We start from the raw sequence: 22,308 nt of genomic DNA, 5'->3' as shown, positions 1-22,308 counted from the left end.
TATGGTTCTTTCCCTCATTGTCCTTATTGACCCATTCTATTGTAGCAGTAGGTGCAATAATGTCAATATATTACATGTAATAAAAACATCTATAAATAAGATGTTTTGTGTTTACTTTTGGCGGCTAATTTGTCATAATGTAGTTGTTCAATTAGGAACATAAACGATAACAATAAGGAAAGAACATGAATCACAATTCCCTTCAAATCGGCTCTATCCTGTACGCAAGCTGGGGATACGACCAAACAAATATAGATTTTTACGAAGTGACCAAACTTATTGGCAGCACTACTTTAGAGTTGCGAGAGCTAGGACAAGAACCAATTCCTAATGGCTTCGGTCTTAGTGGAAAAACGAAACCAATTCCCGGTAATTATATAAGCCCGCCTTTTAGGAAAAGAATTAACATGCATGGTTCCGTGAAGATTAATGAGGTCGTCTGGGCTAGTATTTGGTCTGGCGAGGCCCTCTATTACTCATCTTATGCTTAACGCACTCAAGCGCATATCAACGGAAAGAGTTTATGTTCTCTTTCCGTTAATAAATAAATTGATAAGGACATTGTTATGATTAAAAAAATTAGGGTTAAATTTTATTTTCTTTTTCTGGATGTTGGCCATGCTTTTAAGAGGCAGAAGCATAAAAAGAAAATGATGCATTATTATTTGGGCATCAAGTGCTCTAGCTAAAATAGTCAACTAAAAACATCATAAAAATAGACGTTTTTAGTTGACTATTTCAGGGTATTTTGAGATACTGTATTTGTTCACTTAGGAACATAATAGAAAAATAAGGAGCTTCACATGAATACTGAAAGACAACAATTCCTCATTCAATCCCAATTAATTTCTGACAATCAACGATTAGCCTTTCTCCCTAAGCATTTAAATAAAGAATACTTAAGCTTTGAATCAATGGTATATCGAACCATGGGTACTATTTGCAATACATATCATGGAGGATATTGGGATTTCTTTGAGTTGAGTAACTGTGGGTTTTATTTAGCACCCCAATCAGACGAGCCATTCGATATCTTTATTCACGGTAATGGCTATGAGGGAAGCGTATCTTGCGATGCGGCGGGTATTATTGCTACATCCTTCGCTCTAAATAACCTCGCATGGCGAACCGAATCGGATGAAATAATTGATAAATATTACGCCCTGTTAAACTTTGCTCGGCAGCATCACGAATTTAAACAAATCTTTGCAGCAATTGATTAAATCCGTCCCCACGACAAATAGAGTATTTGTTGTGGGGTTTTAGTGGTGATGAATAAAATTAGAGGGATTTAAAATGCAATTACATTTATTTCGTGGCTGAAAAACGAATGATGGAGGTATGCAATCATGAAAGCACTTACCTGAATTATAATTAATGGCCTAATTGGATTAAAAAATTGAACATACCTTTTTTACTAGGATCCCGACCGAGAGTATATAATAATTAAATAATTTATTTGGGGAGTTTGATGAAAAAAATTGATGTTAGTAATTCTGTTTCTGCAGCAATCTACTACAATGGTTCGTTGCTTTCTTTAGGAATGAATTACAAATTATATGGATTTAGTTTTAAGCTAATCTTTAGTGTGTTGTCGTGGATTAATGTTGGATATTTAATTGTTAATTAAAATATGGGTTTTTCCGCATCCCCATATAAGGCCAATTAAAACCATCTAAATAAAAGATGTTTTTAATTGACTATTATTCCTAGTTTTGTCATAATGTACTTGTTCGTTTAGGAACATTAAAGAAAGCATAGGAGAAGAAATCGTGTTACCCATTTTATCAAAAGAAAAACTATTTAAATTAGCCCCTTCCATATTCACACAAGAAAGCTCCCACAAAACAAGTGCTCAGTACTCACCCATCTCAACAGAGCAAATCATTGAAAAATTAATGTCAGAAGGATTTTTTCCAACTTGGGCAACTCAGACCAAAAGCTTAAGTCAAGAATCGAAAGCATTTGCAAAACACATGCTCCGTTTTCAACGCCATGATGTCATGCAAAATAATCAGGGGCTTTATCCTGAACTGGTTCTTATTAATTCTCATGATGGCCTGTCTTCTTATCGCTTAATGGCGGGTCTTTTTCGTGTCGTATGCAGTAATGGAATGATTGCGGGACAATCTTATGACGAAATTAGAATTAAACATCAGGGAGATGTTATTGGAAATGTTATTGAAGGTACTTATAAGGTGATTGAAACCGCGAACAAGATGCTCGATGTATCAGATGATATGACTTCAATTCATTTAAACGATACTGAAAAGATGATTTTTGCCGAAGCTGCCCATTCTCTAAAATTTTCTGATGATGAGGGCGCAATGATCGTTGCTCCTGAGCGTTTATTGCAACCAAGGCGTTATGTGGATCAAAAAGATAATGATTTGTTTACGGTGTTTAATGTCCTGCAAGAAAATTTAATTAAAGGTGGGATTCGTGGCCATCGTTTAAATAAATACGGATACACCACTCGAACAAGAACCAGAGAAGTAAAAGCCATTGATCAAAATGTGAAATTAAATCGTGCCTTGTGGACTCTTACTGAAAGAATGATGGAAATAAAAAGGTAACGGAATTTTTTAAGAGGCAAAGAACAATCCCTTTGCCTCATTTTGAAAATGGCGTGATAACAACAGCAAGATGAAAGGAACATTTGATGAAATTAAGACTATACCACGGACGCAATACCCCAGAACAAGAAATGGATGATTGGGGTTTTGAAGGAGCAACACTTTTTGGTGTTGATGGCATTATCTGGACATACGGAGTTCCCAGGGTGTTTTTTATTAATGATGATTATTTTAATATTGCCAAGGAAGTAACCGGATGGGATGAGATTGCTGATGGTTTAGAGATGCGTGTTTATGAGGATTTAATTAAAACCAAAGAGGGGTACTTTGGGGATTGGGAATTAATTGGAATATAAGTGGTACTTTTTTCTATTCCTTTTGTCTCCTTTTGTTGGTTTTATATCTTATATATGCGTTGATAATTAATAGTATGTTAATTGATAGGATCACAGAATAATAAAAAAATTCTGTGATCTAAAATTAGAGCTTCCAATTTATTGATGATTAAAAATAAAAAATTCTTGATGTAAGAAAAAATAGCATTAATATTCATCAGAATAATAATGACTAAAAATAACGCCACCTTCCTTTTTATTAAGGAAAAAAATAACATTATTGAATGTGCTTTTATTTGTAAGGATCTAATATTCATTCTAGGATAGTACCCTACCTGATACCAATCCCACCGCTTCTAAGGGTATCGATTTTGAGTTCTCATTAGCGCAGTTTATGCCGTTAATTTTGGCAACTATACTTCCTGATTGATAATCTGCTTTTAAAATGGAATCAGCAATTGCCGTACAAGACATGGAATTGATGTTTATTTTAAATCGTAATTGATTTGGATTATCAGAATCATGAAAAGGAGCCATGACGAATGCGCTGAAAATTGTACCCATGGGTATCGATTTAGATTCCTTAATATCAGATGAGGTGAAATTAAAATTTTTTGTAACCACAACTTCCCCCATCTTGCTTTCTGACACATAAATTCTTTTTGATTTTGATGTGAGTTCATTTTTATGTTCGGCCAGCAGTTTTAGAGACTCATTTTTATTAATAAACGGAATAGGGATAAACCAATCAACAATGGTTATCATGACCTTATCCAGAAAAGGAGGTTCAACACCATGAATTTTCGTGGCAATCTCGGACAACTCTTTTAGAGATATATAGATTTGCTTTTCTTTTTGATTTAGTTTTGATTGAACGGAATAAGAGTGATAACCAAATAGACCAATAATAGTTAGTGGTATGATGTATTTACATGTAGTCCTAATACGGTTTTTCACTCGGATATCCTTGTTTTTTTAATTGTATATTTACTAAATTAAATCTTAATGCGGAACAATACTAAACGGATTCAATAGCCTGTTTTTTCTCTTTTCGATGTTGCTTCCATTCTTTATCTTTAGAAAAGATCATGATGGAGGACTCTTCAAAAAAATAGCTAATATCATCAATGCCAACCCATGAGCAGTATTCTTTTATTTCTGAGTAAATGTCTTTACTAATTTCGATTTTAATTTTTTCTTTTTCAGGTGTTTTTTTTGCACTAATTAAAGCCATGGTATTCTCCAAAATTAACATCAATTTTATAAAAAATTTAGTTTACTATATCAGTAAAAATAGGACATAAAAATACAAATCGAAACAATTAATAGCGATTGGCAAACGGATCATAACTATTGCAATAATTTGTAGATGAATAACTACGATAATTGTTGTCATGATTTCTATGATAATCATCAAATGAACTGCTAGATCCAAATGTATTGCCATTTACATCCAGACAACCAATCATTGGCAGGCCGCTTGCAGGATTAATTTTTGTATCATTTGATTTAGAGTAAGAATGAAAAGAATGCCGTTTAGCATACACAGCCTTCTCTTCTTCAGTCCATTCACTATAGGGTCTAAAATGAATGATTTTAGCAATTTTTTTCAGAAATCTTTTTAATATATTCATGATATAAATATCCCTATTGAGTAAATGGTTAAGAGAATACTGTGAATCACAAGCACGCAATTATTATGCGCTTTTCAAAATATTAATTTAAATAAATAATACTAAAATACCCAATTAAATACACATATAAAAGAATGATTAAAATAAAAAAGAACACACCCCTCGCAATGTTTATTGCTTAAAACATTTTATTATTATTCAGTAGCTTACGTGCGGATTGGCATTTTAAGATCTGCTAACACCCCTATTTTATATAGGTGTGCATCCACTCTTTAATAATAATCAATAAGTTATAAAATATCAACACCTAATCCACACCTATTGAATGAGTAAAAAATATCTATTGAACGAATATACACACCTATTCGACACCCATTATTAAATGATACAATTATTCTAAACCAGGTAAAAACAATGCACAGAACCTGCATTATAAATTTAAAAGAGGATTGTATGCCCAAGGCTTATTGTTATCTAAATCAAAGAATCATTGATCAGCTCGAAACAATTAAAAAAGATGAAGGACATGATTCATCATCCCAAACCATGAAAGAAATGATCGAATTAGGAATTAAGGTATACCTACACAATAAAGATAATCCAGTAATCAGCGAAGATGAAAAAAGACGCTTAGAAAAAGAGGAGGAATTGAATCGTCAACACACGACTCATCTTTTAAGATTACTGGGAATAAGTGCTGATATTTTTCGCTGTGTTTATGATAAAAATAAACTTTCAGGTGAATCAAATAATGCCGAAGAACATATCGCAGAACTTAAGAAGAAAGTAGATAATTTCATTGAAGGATATATCAATAATTAAGTTAGTATTAATGGTATTTACCAGTTAAATTTAAAAATAATATGGCTTATTTTAAGCTTCAAATTTTACTCTGAATAAGTCATTAATTGTTTCATCTGGAAATATGTTGTCAATCCAATTAAAGCAAATGCCACTAATGAAATAGCCAAACTACCATAATAAAATAGTTCATTCCCTTTAGGAAAATGAACTATTCGATCAATGTATATGATAAACATAAAATACAAGAACCAGATTAAAAATAAACATAAAGTCAATCCATTTTTTACATTAAAATAATAGCAATGAATACGACTTAATATTGCTAAAACCATAAAAATTGGAAACGATATAAAGTAAAAAATCATTTGCATTCCAGATGGCTCATAAGCAACCTGAAGCAGGTTATTCACTTTGGTGGAGCACGCTATTGAAACATAGAGATAAATGAGGTAGACCGATGATCCATTTATCAATAAAAGAGAAATTACTCCAAACATTTTTTTCATATAAAATTCCTAGATGCACTGCGTTCAAGTAATTAATATATTTCCATTTCTCCTCGCTGCAGGGTTTTCAGTTTCTCAATTGGATTATTTTTATTTTCAGGAAGTTCGAGATTCATTTGTCGAGAAATGCTCTCAAGACACTTCTTAATTTGATCTTGATTCATATCTATTTTATTAGGGCAGCCAATAAATTTATCGACATTCGTTGCTTTATTTAATATATCTACCACTCCTTGAACCCCACTGCTTTTATTCACATCATTAAAGTCTTTTTGATGTAACGGAATGGCAATTTCTACAGTTTTTCCATGCTGTTTTAATCGTTCAATGGTTTGAATGATTACCTTATCTTCTTTAATTGATTTGCCATCATTATCCATACAAATGACTATTTTATCTGTAAGTAATGCCATATCGATATTTACAAAATTTTCTTTCCCAAGAGTCGCTATAACCCGTTCATTTTGAACTGCATCTCTAACGCTTAATCCGGTTTCCACCCCTTCTGTAATGTAGGTGACACTTTCATGTCCTTTACCCTCGCTTAAAACGACGCCAACGCCTGCTTTTGAGCCATAAGATTTCTTGGGTTTTATCTTCATTATTGCTTTATTTGCTGTTTCATTATCCAGGTATACCACTTCAACGCAGGCCACTTTATTGTCTTTGTCTCGTGCAATATTTAACAGTGCTGGCCTGTAGCGTACTTCCTCAGTATCTTTGGTATAGACATTAGGATGAAATCGAATATTTTCCCCAGATACATTATGTATCTTTCTAATTTCTTTTAAATACCTTTCTGCTATAGTGCCTGATATAGGTTTGGATTCTCGCACCAATTGCAAACCATAATCTGATGTTTTTCTTTTCTTATCAGTGTCTTTCACTTGAAAATTATTGGGGTTTTTGTTTGCTATTTTAATACGTTCCTTTAGGTCATCACCTGTTAATTTGGCGGCATATTCAAGGCTTTCTTTAAAATTTAGATTCAATGTTTTTTGGATCAAATGAAGCATGTTTCCTTTTTCTTGTGTTTCAAAGTTATGCCAAACTCCTCTTTTTTCTCCGCTTAAACAGAGGCTTAAGCTGCCGTGAGTACCATATCGATATTCTGTTTTGGAAGAAAGCGCTTGATTAGGCTGCCCTAGCAATGATTCTATTACCAGCTCTGCCTGCTCGGATAAGTGTTGTGACAGCATATTCGCATCATAACGAGGCTCCTGGTTCTTCATTATGGGCATTCTTTGCGCTGCTTTGAGTGATGTTGATGGTGCATTGGGTATTGGGGGCTTTGTTTGGACATTCAGATGGTTAAGTGATTCCAATGCAGAAGTTTTCTCAGGAGTAACGCGAAGTTGTTTTTGCAGCTTTTTATGATCGTCTGTATAAATCATTGCCTGCAAGGAGCCTCGCGTTACCATAATATAAAACGACCGCAGGTGATTTACTTGCGCATTTTTAGTCTCAGCAACCCCAATAACAAATGGGGATGAAGCTCCTTGAATTGAATAGCTGGTAGCCGTATAACTATAATCCCAATGGGAGTCGCTCATCAATTTTTTTTGCAGCACGTGTTCCACACCACTACTGTCTTTTACGGTAAATGACTCATTATTTACCGCCGTCACCTGTACCCTTTCATTAGCGAATCGACCTAGAGTCTTATCGGATTTTTTAAAATGAATTTTTTCACCAACTGAAACCCTTCCTGGCATCGATTGAAACAATTCAATTTTCCAGTCTTTATTTTCTTTTTCAGGAACAAAGAGGCATTTATTTCCTTTCGCATCGTTTAATACTACCACTTTCGCTGATTCATCTACTGAAACCACTTTGAAATAGTGCTCCGCTTTCTTTAAAAAATACTCCTCTTGCTTTTTTAAGCAATCCCGATATGTTTCGCAATAATAAAGCTCTGCAGTAGTGTAATTAGTGCTTAACAGTCTCGGAAATTCTTTGTTTTCGGAGCCTAAAGTAGATTCTTTCATAAGGGCATCTCTTATCAAACCATTTGCAACTTCCCGTTTTTTATTTTCATGAATGATAACAATCGTGTTATCACGGCATGATGGTGTACGAGATAAATAATCTCCTACAGCCATTTCGATGGGGTTCTTTTGCTTTAATTCTTCCTGGAATGGATCTATTGATTGCTGTTGTGTGTTTTCCAGTTGCAGGTAGTCTTTGGTCGAATCGCCTGTTTCAATAATTGAAGAGGTAATGCTATGGTAAGGACTATCCGCTTTAGTGCGGGTGATTGAGTCTAAGGGTTGATTGGCTAACTGAGCTAAGGCCTTGTCAATATCACCGGCGATTAATGTTTCGATTGCTTTTTTGTATTCGATAACTTGTTGTCTTACCAAATCATCCATACAGGCCACCCTGATGCTTCCCTCTTGAATTAATATCTTACTTGGCTTACCGCTTTCAATACTTTGATGTTGGCTAATATCGCCAAGCATTGCACAACGAGCGCCAGAATGATGAATTTTTTGCATGAGGTTTGCGCAATCTCGATTAGAGACCATGGATGATTCATCGATAAGAACAAGTGTTTTTTTGCTTAATGTCGATTCCTGTTCTTGTTCAATAAGGAAACTCTTTAATGTTTGGGCTTCAATTCCCAGAGCCCTCATTTCTTTTACAGCCTGGTGAGTGGGCGCAACCGCAATTAGTTCAACCTCTTCATGAGTCATTGATTGGGCATGCTTGATGGTATCAATAGCACTGCGAGTCATGGTTGTTTTTCCAGTTCCTGCATACCCCTGAATCATAATAAACTGATCGGATGTAGTCGTGATTAACTCACAAGCTTCTTTTTGGCCTTTGGTAAGATCTGTCAGTTCTAGTTGTTTTTGCGCTTCATCACTGCTCATCAATGGCTTAAGAATGTTAATACCCGCTTTAACATTCTTTATAATCGATTCTTCAAATGCCACCGCTTCTTTGGTGGTCAAAAACTCGTTCCCTCCAGATATTAAGTCGCCACTGTTTATGGCATTACCCAGGACGTTATCTATTTCATTAAGACCTGCTTTTCCAATAGCCTGATGAACGGCCACTTCAAGTAAATCTGATCGAGTAAAGGCTGCCTCTCGTTCTGAAAGGTGAGCAATTGCAAAGTGCAGCGCTTTTTCCGCATCACTTTTTTGGGGTTTTTTAGCGGTTAATAGGGTTAAGGCCTGCTCTAGTGAACTGAGTAGATCACTCGTGGTTCTATGGTCAATAATCTGTGCACCATGATTTGTTTTGGCGGCATCCAAAGTCAGCGATATCGCGGAGGATTTTGTCGCACTTTTCATGGCAAATCGATTTGCCTTGTCCACATTATCCGTAATAATCATTACGTTTTCTTTACTGGATTCGCATAAAAGCGACATGGTATTTTGTTTGAGCGCATAGGCTGGCAGTGTCATAATGGTTTGTTTCACGGGTTTAAGATCATCGGAATACATGGTTTTGGCATAGGCATGGCTCAATGGGAAATGCTTTTCGTTACTCGTGATAAGATGAATGCTTCTTTTCCCATCTCTTATTTTTATTCCATGTCGGGTAAATGCAGTAACCTCATATTGGTTTCCTATTTTTAATCCTTCAAAGGATAAACTGGCAGTGGCCACTAATTGATCCCCGATTCCTACCGATAAAGGTGTTTGTTCATAAATCTGCATGGAATCTGTAATATTTTTAGCAGCAAGTAGTGATCTTGCCCCATTGGAATTACGAACAATCAATTGATTGTCTTTTTCATTAATACCGAGTACCGTGAATTTTTTTGATTCCGTACGGGTGTTATGGATTAATATCCAATTGGACTGATAACTTTTAGCCAGTTTTTTTTCACTGAGGGTCAAGGGAATACGGGTTAATGTATTTATAGTCTTTTCATCTGATGAAATCTCTCCCTGCTCTTTTAACTGAGTACGGATTGCTTCATTGACTTCTTTAGCTTCGAGCTTTGAGACAGTAAAGACTTTTGTATTTTGCCTCTGGATTACTGGCAAGTTACAGTACATTTGCGCTGTTTTAAGAATACGTCCCTCAACGGTTTGGGCTTCTATAAGATTGATGCTGGTGGCCGGCACCTTTCTGTCATCAACCTCAAATGATTTTATACAGGCTTTATCAAGCAAGTCGGGAATATCGGATTTAAAGCCAGACAGAGATTGTGATTTTTCCAGAAAAATGACCTTGGCACATCGCTTATCGGCAATAGATAATAAAGTATTCATCTCGTCAGGAGCCAGGCGCTGTGCTTCATCCACAATCAGTACTTCGCGCTCCTTTTTACTATGAAAAAAGGGCAATTTATGTTCTGAACCATGACGATAATTAAAGCCTGCTACTGTTTCACACAAATCCTGTTTCCCAATAGATAAAATCCATTGCCACAGTGTAGGCGCTGATTTGGCCATATCCTTATTGATTGTATTGGCAGAAAAAGCAGAGGGACAAAGGATACGAATTATTTTGGAATCCTGTGAATAATCAATTAAAGTACTTAAAAGCTCACGCGAGGTAGCGCTTTGCTGCTTGATGCGTACAACTCCATCTTTATTAAATAAGGCTTGAGTTACTGCCTTTTGAATGGACTCATTATCGGTGAGTTTGCACACTTTATCCATATTTCGTTCGATGCCTTTTTTTTGGTGTGTGAAGTTCACGATTTTTTTTATGAGCTCTTGTTCTTTGTTAATGAGCTTACTCGTTGTAAAAGAGGAGTTTTCTGCATTAAGAGCAATCAGATTTTGTGCATCAATTTCTTGATCAATCCGTGACATCAGCGCTTCAAAGCCCTGTTCACCTAAGGAAAAATAGAGACTTGTCTGTAACACTTCCTGATAGGTAAATGTAAGTTTTTTCTCTTCTAAATGCGCAATTGCATCAAGAACACTTCTATCGAGTTCTTGATTATTGGACATGGCTTCTTTAGGCGTATGCGATTCTTTGGTTTTATCCTTTAAAGTGGCCAGATAGGTGGCAGGATTTACTCCCAGCGCTTCACTTTCTGCTTTCCATCGCATGCGTAATTCCTCTGGGGAAACCACTTCCTTTGACTTTCTTGAATCCAGAGTTGCTCTGTCATATGCTTTTAACGAATTTGAGTGCATCCCTTTAATGTGTTCTTCAACCTGGGTACGGCGTTTAGACATTCGTTCCAGCAATGTCTTATCAAAATGTTTGATTTCAAATAAACCATGGGCATCGCCTGTATGTTCTATTTCGAGCCCCATTTCTTTTAAACCAAGAGCAATTTCAGACCGGTACACAAGCCCTAAAAAGATTTGGTTGTCCATAATCCATTCCATAGTGCCGTGATTACGACTGATATCAGAGGCTAAAGCACGCCACTTGCCATCAAGACGTTCAGTAAAATTCATCAAAAGTGCATGCACATGGAGCTGAGGATCAAGCTCTCGGGAGGTGTCATGGAGGATGGTCGCAAAACACAGATTGCCAGTCTTTTCATACTCCATACCCTCTTTTCCTGATTTGCGTGCTTCGGCAGCTTCCTTCTCAATGAGTTTTAATACCGTTTTTACGGCATTTAAATGCAAATCAATAAACTCTTTATGGCCACAAACCAAACCAAGATAGGACACCGATTTAGGCGCGGAGAAGGTCAGATCATATCCGCCACGATGCTTGATTTCGCCGGATTGGGTTTTGAGGCCAATGACATCGCCGCTCGGTAATGCACCACGAACAACGGCCTCAAGGGATAGTACGTTAACCTCTCCAGAAAGGTTTTGTCGCTCAGCACTTAACCCCACCCATTCGGTGGTCAATTGATTTGAAAAGTAATAATTTTCCTTATCAAAATAATAACCTGGCATTTTAATCGGTTTAACTCGCAGACTTAACATAATTTATTCCTCTATCAAAAAATAGATTCAATCTCGTATTCACCTTGGAAACGCTTGGAATTAGTCGACTCTTGCGCATTAAAGCGACTGTCTGAGGACTCATTAACAACAGGCACATGTTTAATGCTGGTATTAGAAACAGGAAGAGACGGTATGGCACGAGGTAGAAAACCTGAAGCCTTCGCGCTTCTTTTTTGATAATGAAGCTCCAATTTTGTTATAGGATATTGACCTGGCAATCGCAGATAACAAGTAAGCGGATCAAGCCCCATAATTTCAGGATAAGTCACCAAGGGTCGTGTAATACGGTTTTTTCCTAAGGAAATCCCATCACGAATGGAGTTAGCTCCATAAGAATAATTTTCTCGGGTATCATCAATTTCCTCATCCCCAAGTTCCTTACTGACAAGTTGCGCCATTTCATGACTTGGACTTGCAAAAAAGGCTCGGGTATTCAGCAAGTCAAAAATTTCAGCCGCCCCACTACGCCCATATACCTTCTCCAATTGACTAAAGCTCTGCATTCCCAGCAGAAAACAGCCGCCAAATTTCCTGACTTCAGCAATGGTTTCACCCAATAAGGGTAATTTGTGCAGGCTTGGTAATTCATCACAAATAAACCAAATTCGCCTGTTCGCATCTTCTGGCAAGCTCAAAAGTGTCAGGGATGCCATGGCAATCCACATCGAAATCAATGGTTTTAAAGATTTATGCTGTTCCCCATTGCTTGATATAAAAAGCCAGCCCTCCAAATCTTTATTTAACAGATAATCACGAATGGAAAAGGAAGGCTTACCAGATTCATCAAGCCCACTTAACGACTGCATTGATTTAAGGTAGGTTGTGATGACGGAGCGAATGGAGATGGCTGTTTTTTCTATTTTATTACTGACCAAAGTCGCTGCAGCCGTGCCGTTGAGATAAGGTTCCAACTCACTAAACTCGCCCGTTACCAGTAACCCTAACAGCTTGGATAGGGAACGTTCCTTATCCTCACGCATTTGACTTGCAAGACAGGCAAACACGGTGCGTGCTGCATTAACCCAAAATGGATCGTTTTCTCCATGCATGGGGATGAGGCTTTCTGCCATGTTTTCCAGTAATTCATCTTTTGGGGCTTCCAGCCATAAATCCCAATTAGCACAGCGTGCATCAAAAGGATTAAGTAAAACATCATGATCTTCCTGAAAATAAGCCTGAGTAAACGTGCATCCCTTGTCATAGACAATGACTCGGTCGCCTCGTGCACGTAAACAATCCATCAATTTCATAATGAACTGACTTTTCCCCATCCCAACCGTGCCATGAACCAATAAATGCTGCACCTCTGCACCTTGCAACAGGGGAAATCCATCAAGATGTAAATCAGATGCTTTTCTTTGCTTTATGATCTGTTTTTTAAGTGTTTCTGATGGGACTAAACTAGCCCCTCGTATAAATTGGTTTTGTGTTTGTACCTTTCCTCGATAAATGAAATATCGGCTCACCAAAAGTGCCACAATCAACGATAGGGGAAAACTCCATAGAGTTGACTGTAACAGGAGTGTCAGTAAACGATCGGAGGTAGCAGAAAAATAGTGATTGTGGAGAAGCTGTTCGACAGTTTGTGATGCATACCCCCCTTTAACAGGGATAGAAAATACATGTGGCACCCCTGCCAGGTGATAAAAATGAGCCGCATGATAGGACACAGTCTGTCTTATCATTCCATGTGGCGCAAAGATACAGGTCATTACAATGCTTAACCCTGCCCAAATGAATAAGTAAACATGAAAGAGCGCTTTGTTAATCTGAAACCACATCCGCAGATTATGGAATGAGATCTGGCCGCCCCGTGTATAATGTTTGTAATTGGATTCATGGCGCATTATATCTTCCTCCAGCTTGTTTTGGGCAAAGCAGCGGCTTCCACTGCTTGTATTTGTGGTTAAAAATTATTCTTTTTGATGTGTTTTGTTTATTTTAAGGGTATTGCCGCACTGGCATTTTTGTCCTTATCAAAATAATTCTTTATGAGAGTAAACAGCACGCTGATGCCTATCCTATTGAGCTCCATTTCAACAAGGATGCTCGTTAAAATCCCGCTGATGAAAAACGCGCCAAAGGATATGAAGAAGGCAGCACTGGGAAACAAGAACAGTGAAGGAATCAAAACAATCCCCGCAAATATTCGATAGGCTATAGTTCCAGCCCTTCTTATTTGTTTTACAATCAATGAGCCTGTTCTTAGTTTGTGTTTCAATTGATAGTCAATCAAAATGTATTGATTTAATGTGCTGTAAATGAATAGAAAAACAAAAAGGCATAGTCCTAGAGCCATTAATGGCAGCCAGAAAAACATGTAGATGAGCTCGTGCGTTGAAATCTCCACCATCAATACGTTCCAATAAAAAGGGAGTGGAAGTAAAAATCCTAGAAGTATTGTTCCATATAGTTTAAAAAAAACATGCAAAAACAAACGCCTGTTCGCCTGGTAATACTCCTTGGCCGGCATAATATCCACGTCCAATGTTTTTAATGTTTCTATATCCAAGGCGATGGCCTCTTTTAATTCTTGTGAATTCATTTCTTCATTATTCATGGATAAGCTCCTTCTTTGGGGCTGATTTATCATGATGATCAACCCATTTAGTAAAATAGGCGAGGTATAACTGCGTTGACGTTACTTTGCCCCAGTTTTTTCCCCTCGCCTACATCGTTGTTCGTTGTTTCAACCGCTTGCTGGTATTGACTCTTTAAACGCCCTCCTCCACTGCTTGTTTTATTTACCGCCGCATCGACCTGATTATTAATTTTTTGCTGCATGCTTTCGGCTCTTGATGCATCCATGCCAACTCCCAGAGTCCTTCCAGAATCCTCCAATGCATTACTGTTTTTGTGGTAGTCCGCTCTCATTTGTGACTCTTTGGTACTTAATGGATTTGCTGCATCCTGATAAAAGGAGTCAATCCGAGCATTTTTAGAAGCATTGCCGTATCGTGCGATTAAACCTTCTCGTTGTTCACTGATAAACTCATTAGCTAGCATTTGTAATTGTTTTAATGAAGCCAGATCTGAAGGATTAGAATACAATTCATCTCGTGCCTTTTCTCCAATGCGGTGTGCCACAAAGCCAGGAAATGCCTGATTAAGATCGGTTGTAATCTGATCGGAGTTTGATTCCACATAACTCCTGGCCGTGCTAATGCGAGCGGCTTTAGACATCGAGGCATCGTAGTTTTGACTTGCCGTTTGTGCTTCCCGCAAGTCAGTACCCATTTGATTCGAAAGGCTTGCCCCTTCCGAATGGCTGTTATCAAAATGATGGTTTTGTGCAAACTGACTCACGTAATTAAGCGCCTGATTAAAGTCTTCTGCTTCCTTCGCTGACATGCTGCTGTCCGTCCCTTCATGGTAACGATCACTACTTGTTGATGACCGATCGAACTTGGCATGGCTATCAGCACCTCCTGTTGCTCCAAAAGCAAACCGCCCAATGCTTCCTAGCATGCTTTTTTCACTTGCAACTCCGGCGTGGACATTTAATCCAACAGCGGTCATATGAGCCAGCGCATCCTCTTGGCTTATCCCTTCGCGTTTAGCTACATCCGAGGCAATATGCGTCATGGTCGATAATGCCTGGCTGTATTGACCGGATTCACTTTCAGAAACTCCATCGCCCAAACGCATATCATGACCCTGCATTTTAGATAACTGCACGGCACTGTGCGCAAAACTGGACAAGGACGTTTGATAATGCTGACTTTCATTGGCTGCAGCCTGTCTGGATTCTTCAAAAGCCTGATTTAAAGAGCCGCTTAAGGCCTTTGTATCTGAAATGTGTACGGGGCCTCGTGACATCCCAGGATTTACGTCAAAAACAGCATCCCCATGGCTTGTGGTAGTCTTAAGCACACCACTTCCCAATTGTTCCGTGTGCATCCCATGCATGTTCGTCCAATTGGTATCGTGCTTATTGGCCGAAACGTTATTGGCGCTGGTATTTTCATAGTTCATATTCCAACCGCTGTAACTTGCCATTGAGATGTTACCTGCAGCTGCAGATTGCGCTTCACTGACTGACAAAGATTGCGCCATACCACCAAAATGCTGGGAGGATGTACTTAAAATCTGTCCTAATCCTTTCGTGATGTACAGGGCAATAACTGGAACACTTGCCGCCAATGCACCTGCCGTATAGGCAAAATTACTGTGCATGCTGGCTAATGAATCGATATTAGAGAAGGTCACTCCTCCTGTTTTTTGACCAAACAAAGTAATGGTAGTACTTGAGGCCATGGAAACAAACCAATGAAAAATAATAAACATCGGTGGCCATGACCAAAGGTAGATTTGAGATTGCACCCACAGGAAATAAGCGTTACTCAGGGTCGGAAAAAATGAAATCAAAACGACTAATGGAAAGATACACAGCGTCAACATCCACATCACGGTCATATAGTAAGGCAGGCGAAATCCTGCAAGCCAAAAACTATTGGCCTCAGCGATGTGCATTTTTTGGGTGCTGTCCGTATTGGTGTAATTCATGAGTGCAGCATCAGCTCCTGAAAAAGCAAAAGCATCGGCTGCGGCATGTCGGGTTGCATTAATTAAGATATTTTGGGTGAGTGTTTCGGCAGCATCTTCGGTAATGTTCATGTAATATTTGTGAGCGGCCTCCAACCTGTCACCAAAAGTCTTTTCGCCAGGCAATGAACTGCTGTCTGTGTTGCGTGATGTTAAAGCGCCTGTGGTTACCAAATGATTAAGACGCTCCAACTCCAATTTTGCTGCAATGGGCAACCGAGTCTTCAAATTGGCAGCTGCATCACCACAACTTAAATTGACTCCATTGTGCAGAATCACCCGATAAATGGGTGATGGCTCTTCAAAATAGGTTTTAGAAAGATGAGCACTTTGGGTCAGTTCTTGAGGGCTTAATTGATGGCTTGCCAAAAGTTTTGCCGTAAACACGCATTGGCGGATATAGGACGATAGGTCTTGTGCCAAATCAGGCGACATGGAGAGCCTTGTCTGAGTTGCTGCAAGCCAAGTCCTTGCACCAAAAATCATTCCTGTTTTGTTATACTCCAGACTATCTGGCATGCGAAATACATCACTAAAGGCAGTCGTAATTCCATACCCCATGCCACTAATCAATGAGGCAGGTAAAGCAACGCCTAGCGGTACATGATCAACCGTTAAGGCTTCCCCTGCTCCTTCGGCTGTCTGCATGTCAATAATAGCCACAGGCACTTTAATGCCCAGCACGCAATACATGACTAAAAAGGTGGTCAGCATAAAGCGAGTTAATGATTCGAGCTTTTTCCCCATCACGTACTGATAACCGACCATACCAACGGATAGAATCATGATAATGTCACACGCCGTACTAAAGGTAGATTCAGTAAGCAAAGTGGCCATACCATCAAGCAGCTCTTTTAAATAAATCCCATTTTGTGGGGTATAGATTAATAATGGGCTCATTGTGCTCCTCCGGTATAGGATTGTCTTAAGATGGGATTAAGGGCATTAAGTGCCTGCTTCACGTTGTTTTGAACCAATTGATTGGTGGTCAGTGCCGCATTAAAACGTGCTCTTGATTCGCTATTAAAATTATCTACAAATTGTTGTGCCACCTGTAGATTTTTAAATAGTTTTTCTTCATGGGCATTTCCTATATCACGCCCTGCAAGGGATGCTCGAATCACTTCAAGTGAGTTTGCAAGATATTGGGCAAGCAAATCCGTTGCTACACTCTGGGCAAGCTCATAACTGCTTTGTATGCCAATATTCTGCTGTGCGCTGGCTGAAATAAGCTGAAATACGGACGGCTGGGTGAGTTCAATTAACCCTTTTTGTTGGGGCGTTAAGGCTGTCCCTGATTTGATATTCTCATAAACTCCCTGCAGGATGGCCTGTACTTGAGATACCAGAGCGTCTTTGCTGCTAATCTCCTGGCTTCCTTTCACATTGATGGCAACACATTTTATAGGCTTGTTCGAATCAGTGCACTTATAGCTGGGTAATTTGCCTCCATAAAGCAAGGCTTTTACAAAATCCTGATTAGTCGCTAAAGAGGGATACGTTTGCATCCCTCCTTTGGCATCAAATACCAGCGTTCCTGAAATTGACATATAGACTTCTGAAATTTCTGTATCTGATTTGATGAATTCATTCAGTTGTAATGCATCCCAAACTACGTTGGTATTCAAAAGAGCCCTGTCTTTATATTCTGAATCGTTTTTTGCCTGTTCTAATCGCTTTTCAATCTCCCCTCCTGTCGAACATTTATGTCGGGCTTCTGCCCAATCGGTGTATACATTACGGTTACGCCCGATGTCCTCACACAAACGCTGATGTGCCGCTCTATTTTTGGGATAAAGCGCTGCAGTCAGATTTTCTCCCATCTCACACGAATTAAAATTAGTTCCATTAATGTCATTTGCCAGCTTTTGCATGTACTGCATGGCATGAGCAATTTCAGGCAGCTCGGTCTCGAGTGCCAGGTTCATTGCATAGCCTGCCCCGTTACTTAAAATGTTCTGCATAAATGAAACAATCTGCTCTGATTTAATAAAGGAAAAACCACCTGCAAAAATATCAATTCCGCCACATCCTGAGCGAAAACCAGGTACATCAACGTGAGCTATCTGAATGGAGCGCACCTGATTTCTGGCATAGACTGAGCCTAATGATGCAAATCCTGCTGCCTGTGATTCATAGGAATGGCTACCTGTGACATTCGCAGAATAACCAAGATTATTAAAAAAATGATTTAAATCGGCACTGGCTGATGCATGAACACCATTTCCTGCAACACAAGTAAAAGACGCAACAACGGCTAGCACAAGAGCTCTAATCATTAAATTTCTCCTCAATGTGTTGCTTTAATTCATGAACTCTTTGTGCCAGCTGATAAGGTGAAGCTTGCCCAAACAAGACAGCGTAGGCTTCCAGGGTATGTCGATTGACTAAAAACAAGGCGGGAACCGTAGGCTTATACCCTCCTGATACATAGAACGTTTGAAAAAGTTCAGGTGTTAATGGTGTGGTATCGAGTCCATCCAGGGATTCTCCATCCAGGCTAAAAGCACGAACCTTAATATGGAATGTTTCTGAAAAATCCTTTAAAACAGGGGAGAATTTTTTACAATGTGGGCAGGTGCTTCGATAAATAAATGCAAAATAATAATTTTGGGATAAATCTTTAGCTTCAGCTGATTCCTTCTGTGCAAAAGCTTTAGGGGCTTGCTTTTTCAATAACAGTGCATTGAGTTCTTCAACTGCGACATTGGCGTGCAATGGATTAATTACAGAAAAAAGCAGTAAAAAAATGATGCGGACAATCATGCTTCAAACCCCTCATAGCTGTATCGTTTGTAATGAGTCGCCACATCCAGCAGACGTTCCTTTAGCTCGGTTGTGGAGACAAAACCGTAGGACAAGGGCGACATGTGTTGTGTTTTTAAATCAACAAGAAACAGTGCTGGCATGTAGCGTGACTGCAAATTCATTGTTTTTTGTATTTCATGAAGAGGTATGTTTTTAGGATTAGGCAGACCTTCAATAGGTTGCCCATCTGTCGTGACTGAAATCATGGAAAAATGGGTCAAATTGACGAATGGCACAAGATGAGTGATGAATTTTTGCGAAATGGAACTGTTCCCTTTGTAAAAAAGGATTAATCCATAACGTTTAGCCCCTTCTTGGACTACCCTCTCCATTAAAAGATTCATTGAATCATTGCGAATGGCCACAGCCGTATTGTCGGTTGGAAAATTTAAGGAATGATCCAGCTCAGGATGAGACAACAGCACCTGTTGCCAGTACTGGACAAATTTCTGATTGTTTTTGGCATACACCTGCTGGGCTTTCATGTACTCATAGGTTGCATCAAATGATGGAGCAATTAATGCCGTTGCGAGCTTATTCATTGTGGCTTTGCGGACTTCCATGAGCTGCTCATAAGGAGTCAGCAAAGGCTTTGATACCTTTGGATTTTGAACAGGTTTCACCTGAGGCTCTTTGTTTTCTGTACTGTACCAATGAAACCCATGAGCGGGTGGACTTACTAAATCAGCCATGACCGGCATGGAAAGTAACATTAAAATAATAGTGAATAATCTCATTTTTGTTCCGCCTTTTTCTGGACTCGCCGTTTGATTTCATCCATGGCTTTTGAAGCGTCGGGGCTATTTAAAACGACATCGCCTACAATTCCTGCTTCTTTTGTTGGCTGTCCCTGGGGAAATGGATACACAGGGTTTAAAAAATCGATGCGTCCCATATCAAGGCTTTGTAATTCATTCACACTGAGCCCCGCACAGCGTGTATGCTCTGCATCTCCTAAAGCGTTGGGATTTAATTGTCTTAAACGTCCTTCGGCCTGGATAATGCGCGCCATTTTGCTGTCAAAGACACAATAGGTGCGTTTGTGCTCCAGACAGGTGCCAAAAATGGGATCTTTCTGGCTGCAAAACTCGCCTACATAATGAGCCAGGTAATTCAATTTGGCTTTGCCTAAAGCCTTATCTTCTTCACGACACAAATCGATATGGAGTTTGTCAGCCCAGCCTTCATTCGAACAACAATCAATAATGTCCCAAACCCAGATTTTGCACTGCACAGGATGGCCTGAAAATAAGGTAGCCTGCGTTTTACCAAACTCAGCGCCAGCAGCCCCTGCAACGGCCATGGGTGCCATGGCCTCTCCAAAACCATCATTCTGAGTTGCTGCATGTTCCGTGCAGTCTCCATCGGCACAAAAGAGATCACGCACACAGGCCACAGGCTGTGGGCAGACTGTCTCATCGCAACGATATACCTGCTCATAGAGCGAGCAGGTATTATTGTTCATTAATGTGCAGCGCGAGCTTGCCTGTAAGCATCCTTTTTCCCGTTGCGTTTTACATTCATCGGCTGCAGCGGATGCGCACTGGTATCGTGCATTAAGCTCCCAGCAATCACGGGTGACGGGCAGACCATTAATGACACGGGTTGGATTGGAATCAGTACACTGCTCTTGTGATTTTTGACATAGGTTGTTTGTCTCAAGAGTGGCGCATTCATTATCCCAGTGCTCTTCTTCCACATAGGATTTGGAATGAGCATTAATCGTCAATGCCACCTGAATTGGGTAATAGCGACTGAACTTATCTGAAATATACAAGGTGATTACGCCTCCATTCTGGCAGGTTGGAAGTCCCACAACATGCACCCAATGAGCAGAACCACCATTATTTAAAATGGAGTGAACCGTGGCTTTCATTTCTTCACAGGGATGATTTAACTTCACAGGATTGGTTAAGTGCCCGCCTGCGCTATTGGTCATGGCACCCGTTATAAGATTAACCGCAATAAGCCCCGTCCATTTTTTATGAACCCATACCTCAAAATCAGCTCTTTGACTTAAGCGCTCGGTGTTCACGGTTACTTTACGTTTTTTAAAACACTGCTGCTCGGGAAATTGCCTTGATGTATGGCAGATTTCCTCATGTGATTTAATCTCACAAGCCTGTGGCTTTTCATCACATTTGACTCGCTCATTGGATTGTCCATGAGTAATGGCATAACTTTCTTCTTCAATTAATTTAGCGTTTTTAATCGCTTCATTTTTGGTATTGATTTCAAATTGGCGCTGACCAAAATGCTCAGTCACAGTACGTCCACCGGCATCATTGTGTAAGGCATTGGCAGCAAAGGTACTTAAATCGGTTTTTTCAGTTTCAACCCCCTGATAATGAAGCGATTGCGAGGGAGTTTCCGTATAGTCTTTGAAGGTATTCTGGGGCTTAAATTCATTCATGGCGCTCAGTGGTTGATTCCCCAAAGATTTTGCGTATTCTTTTAATTTCTGAAAGTCTTGGGCTGTTGTATTGGCAGCCGAGAAAGTGCAAAAACCAAAAATACAGGCGATGGTCAACAAACTTCTAAACATGGCCTTTCTCCAAAATGGTGGCCGCTAATGTCGCTCCTGCGTCTCCTTTCTGGGCGATGAGCTCGAGTCCTTTTTTAATGCTTGCATTGCCATACACTACATCAAACGGTTGATTGGTGCAGTGCTGCCCTGAACCGCAAGACCTGGAGGGCTCTGTTACTACAAGCGCTGGAACCGTTGTAATGTGGAATTGATTAAACCAGACTGGGTCAATAGAAATTCCCTTAAAGTTCAAATGCTGCTTTTGGGCTTCGCTATTAAGACGTTTAAATGTTTCTATGGTCTGTTTAAAATCACCATCCACTAACCCATTAATGACCACGGGAATATGAAACCGTGCTGCTTCATCGCTCAATGCAAATAAAAGTGAGTCGGGCATGGAAAAGGATACAAATAAAATGGCACCTTCAGCTCCCTGCGGTTTTTGATTGCTTTGTAAACCGTCTGTGCTGCGTTGCATGATTGTATCAATTAATAATTGGTGCTCTGATTGATTCCGTGAGGACGTGCGCTTTAACGTTTCAATTGTCTTATTCGAAATGGTTGATACCTGGTGAACCCCCTCCTCTTGATAATGCCTTAACTCATCATTAGTGTTTGCAAGGCATCCGCCAATCCCAGTTAGAAACAGAATAATGATTTTAATGTAGTGCGCCATGAAAGGCCT

General features: G+C 39.3%; 18 protein-coding genes. 5 read left to right on the top strand and 13 right to left on the bottom strand.

Annotation, left to right across the window (positions count from 1 at the left end; genetic code table 11):
* The first annotated feature begins 185 nt into the window (after window positions 1-185).
* The 4 genes from BW930_RS08505 to BW930_RS08490 all read left to right on the top strand — a co-directional run bounded on the left by BW930_RS08505 (window position 186) and on the right by BW930_RS08490 (window position 2,932).
* Window positions 186-491 carry a hypothetical protein gene (locus BW930_RS08505; RefSeq protein ID WP_058468983.1) on the top strand — a complete coding sequence of 102 codons (306 nt, stop codon included), beginning with the start codon at window positions 186-188 and terminating at the stop codon, window positions 489-491.
* Window positions 492-803: 312 nt separating this feature from the next.
* Window positions 804-1,223: an antirestriction protein gene (locus BW930_RS08500; protein WP_058468984.1), complete on the top strand. Its 420-nt coding sequence runs from the start codon at window positions 804-806 to the stop codon at window positions 1,221-1,223.
* 549 nt (window positions 1,224-1,772) lie between these two features.
* Window positions 1,773-2,576, top strand: coding sequence for a DUF932 domain-containing protein (locus tag BW930_RS08495; protein WP_058468985.1), 804 nt, complete (start codon window positions 1,773-1,775; stop codon window positions 2,574-2,576).
* A gap of 86 nt (window positions 2,577-2,662) precedes the next feature.
* Complete coding sequence (locus BW930_RS08490) at window positions 2,663-2,932, top strand: hypothetical protein (RefSeq protein ID WP_021460508.1); 270 nt, start codon at window positions 2,663-2,665, stop codon at window positions 2,930-2,932.
* A 297-nt stretch (window positions 2,933-3,229) separates the two neighbouring features.
* Here the strand turns inward: BW930_RS08490 and BW930_RS08480 are convergent, their stop codons facing one another.
* The 3 genes from BW930_RS08480 to BW930_RS08470 all read right to left on the bottom strand — a co-directional run bounded on the left by BW930_RS08480 (window position 3,230) and on the right by BW930_RS08470 (window position 4,605).
* Entirely contained in the window at window positions 3,230-3,868 is a 639-nt protein-coding gene (locus BW930_RS08480; protein WP_058468987.1) for a hypothetical protein, read from the bottom strand.
* Window positions 3,869-3,929: 61 nt separating this feature from the next.
* Window positions 3,930-4,145 carry a hypothetical protein gene (locus BW930_RS08475; protein WP_021582697.1) on the bottom strand — a complete coding sequence of 72 codons (216 nt, stop codon included), beginning with the start codon at window positions 4,143-4,145 and terminating at the stop codon, window positions 3,930-3,932.
* A gap of 88 nt (window positions 4,146-4,233) precedes the next feature.
* Window positions 4,234-4,605 (bottom strand): hypothetical protein, encoded by a 372-nt coding sequence (locus tag BW930_RS08470; protein WP_482538259.1) that lies wholly within the window; start codon window positions 4,603-4,605, stop codon window positions 4,234-4,236.
* 393 nt (window positions 4,606-4,998) lie between these two features.
* Here BW930_RS08470 and BW930_RS08465 point away from each other — a divergent pair, with 393 nt between their 5' ends.
* On the top strand, window positions 4,999-5,367 hold the full coding sequence (locus BW930_RS08465; protein ID WP_014845133.1) for a relaxosome protein TraM: 369 nt from the start codon (window positions 4,999-5,001) through the stop codon (window positions 5,365-5,367).
* 65 nt (window positions 5,368-5,432) lie between these two features.
* On the opposite strand, the gene BW930_RS08460 is transcribed toward BW930_RS08465, so the two are convergent.
* The 10 genes from BW930_RS08460 to trbC all read right to left on the bottom strand — a co-directional run bounded on the left by BW930_RS08460 (window position 5,433) and on the right by trbC (window position 22,299).
* The gene (locus BW930_RS08460) at window positions 5,433-5,855 is read right to left on the bottom strand and encodes a hypothetical protein (protein WP_019350439.1); all 423 of its coding nucleotides are present in this window, start codon (window positions 5,853-5,855) and stop codon (window positions 5,433-5,435) included.
* A 32-nt stretch (window positions 5,856-5,887) separates the two neighbouring features.
* A complete protein-coding gene (gene traI / locus BW930_RS08455) occupies window positions 5,888-11,722 on the bottom strand; it encodes a conjugative transfer relaxase/helicase TraI (RefSeq protein ID WP_014845134.1) in 5,835 nt (1,944 codons plus the stop codon).
* A gap of 14 nt (window positions 11,723-11,736) precedes the next feature.
* Entirely contained in the window at window positions 11,737-13,590 is a 1,854-nt protein-coding gene (gene traD / locus BW930_RS08450; protein ID WP_014845135.1) for a type IV conjugative transfer system coupling protein TraD, read from the bottom strand.
* A gap of 89 nt (window positions 13,591-13,679) precedes the next feature.
* Window positions 13,680-14,303: a hypothetical protein gene (locus tag BW930_RS08445; protein WP_014845136.1), complete on the bottom strand. Its 624-nt coding sequence runs from the start codon at window positions 14,301-14,303 to the stop codon at window positions 13,680-13,682.
* A 47-nt stretch (window positions 14,304-14,350) separates the two neighbouring features.
* Complete coding sequence (locus BW930_RS08440) at window positions 14,351-17,188, bottom strand: conjugal transfer protein TraG N-terminal domain-containing protein (RefSeq protein ID WP_058468989.1); 2,838 nt, start codon at window positions 17,186-17,188, stop codon at window positions 14,351-14,353.
* The gene (locus tag BW930_RS08435; protein WP_058468990.1) at window positions 17,185-18,567 is read right to left on the bottom strand and encodes a conjugal transfer protein TraH; all 1,383 of its coding nucleotides are present in this window, start codon (window positions 18,565-18,567) and stop codon (window positions 17,185-17,187) included. Before BW930_RS08435 ends, BW930_RS08440 begins: the two co-directional genes overlap by 4 nt.
* Window positions 18,560-19,054, bottom strand: a complete 495-nt coding sequence (gene trbB, locus BW930_RS08430; RefSeq protein WP_058468991.1) for a type-F conjugative transfer system pilin assembly thiol-disulfide isomerase TrbB — start codon at window positions 19,052-19,054, stop codon at window positions 18,560-18,562. Before trbB ends, BW930_RS08435 begins: the two co-directional genes overlap by 8 nt.
* The gene (gene traF, locus BW930_RS08425; protein ID WP_058453002.1) at window positions 19,051-19,833 is read right to left on the bottom strand and encodes a type-F conjugative transfer system pilin assembly protein TraF; all 783 of its coding nucleotides are present in this window, start codon (window positions 19,831-19,833) and stop codon (window positions 19,051-19,053) included. Before traF ends, trbB begins: the two co-directional genes overlap by 4 nt.
* Entirely contained in the window at window positions 19,830-21,641 is a 1,812-nt protein-coding gene (gene traN / locus BW930_RS08420) for a type-F conjugative transfer system mating-pair stabilization protein TraN (protein ID WP_058468992.1), read from the bottom strand. Before traN ends, traF begins: the two co-directional genes overlap by 4 nt.
* Window positions 21,634-22,299: a type-F conjugative transfer system pilin assembly protein TrbC gene (gene trbC / locus BW930_RS08415; protein WP_238400545.1), complete on the bottom strand. Its 666-nt coding sequence runs from the start codon at window positions 22,297-22,299 to the stop codon at window positions 21,634-21,636. The genes traN and trbC overlap by 8 nt, the downstream gene beginning before the upstream one ends.
* Between the last annotated feature and the right edge of the window lie 9 nt (window positions 22,300-22,308).

Origin of the sequence: Fluoribacter gormanii, assembly GCF_900156395.1 — a bacterium.
GTDB lineage: Bacteria > Pseudomonadota > Gammaproteobacteria > Legionellales > Legionellaceae > Legionella > Legionella gormanii.
The sequence above is the reverse complement of the archived record's forward strand: the minus strand, read 5'-3'. Positions and strand labels throughout refer to the sequence as shown.

What these genes read in the sequence shown, in the direction of transcription:
- BW930_RS08500 (WP_058468984.1), top strand. Translation starts at nt 804, where the DNA reads ATGAATACTGAAAGACAACAATTCCTCATTCAATCCCAATTAATTTCT.
- traF (WP_058453002.1), bottom strand. Translation starts at nt 19,833, where the DNA reads ATGAGATTATTCACTATTATTTTAATGTTACTTTCCATGCCGGTCATG.
- trbB (WP_058468991.1), bottom strand. Translation starts at nt 19,054, where the DNA reads ATGATTGTCCGCATCATTTTTTTACTGCTTTTTTCTGTAATTAATCCA.
- BW930_RS08475 (WP_021582697.1), bottom strand. Translation starts at nt 4,145, where the DNA reads ATGGCTTTAATTAGTGCAAAAAAAACACCTGAAAAAGAAAAAATTAAA.
- BW930_RS08505 (WP_058468983.1), top strand. Translation starts at nt 186, where the DNA reads ATGAATCACAATTCCCTTCAAATCGGCTCTATCCTGTACGCAAGCTGG.
- traN (WP_058468992.1), bottom strand. Translation starts at nt 21,641, where the DNA reads ATGTTTAGAAGTTTGTTGACCATCGCCTGTATTTTTGGTTTTTGCACT.
- BW930_RS08445 (WP_014845136.1), bottom strand. Translation starts at nt 14,303, where the DNA reads ATGAATAATGAAGAAATGAATTCACAAGAATTAAAAGAGGCCATCGCC.
- BW930_RS08440 (WP_058468989.1), bottom strand. Translation starts at nt 17,188, where the DNA reads ATGAGCCCATTATTAATCTATACCCCACAAAATGGGATTTATTTAAAA.
- BW930_RS08465 (WP_014845133.1), top strand. Translation starts at nt 4,999, where the DNA reads ATGCCCAAGGCTTATTGTTATCTAAATCAAAGAATCATTGATCAGCTC.
- BW930_RS08490 (WP_021460508.1), top strand. Translation starts at nt 2,663, where the DNA reads ATGAAATTAAGACTATACCACGGACGCAATACCCCAGAACAAGAAATG.
- traD (WP_014845135.1), bottom strand. Translation starts at nt 13,590, where the DNA reads ATGCGCCATGAATCCAATTACAAACATTATACACGGGGCGGCCAGATC.
- BW930_RS08435 (WP_058468990.1), bottom strand. Translation starts at nt 18,567, where the DNA reads ATGATTAGAGCTCTTGTGCTAGCCGTTGTTGCGTCTTTTACTTGTGTT.
- trbC (WP_238400545.1), bottom strand. Translation starts at nt 22,299, where the DNA reads ATGGCGCACTACATTAAAATCATTATTCTGTTTCTAACTGGGATTGGC.
- BW930_RS08460 (WP_019350439.1), bottom strand. Translation starts at nt 5,855, where the DNA reads ATGAAAAAAATGTTTGGAGTAATTTCTCTTTTATTGATAAATGGATCA.
- traI (WP_014845134.1), bottom strand. Translation starts at nt 11,722, where the DNA reads ATGTTAAGTCTGCGAGTTAAACCGATTAAAATGCCAGGTTATTATTTT.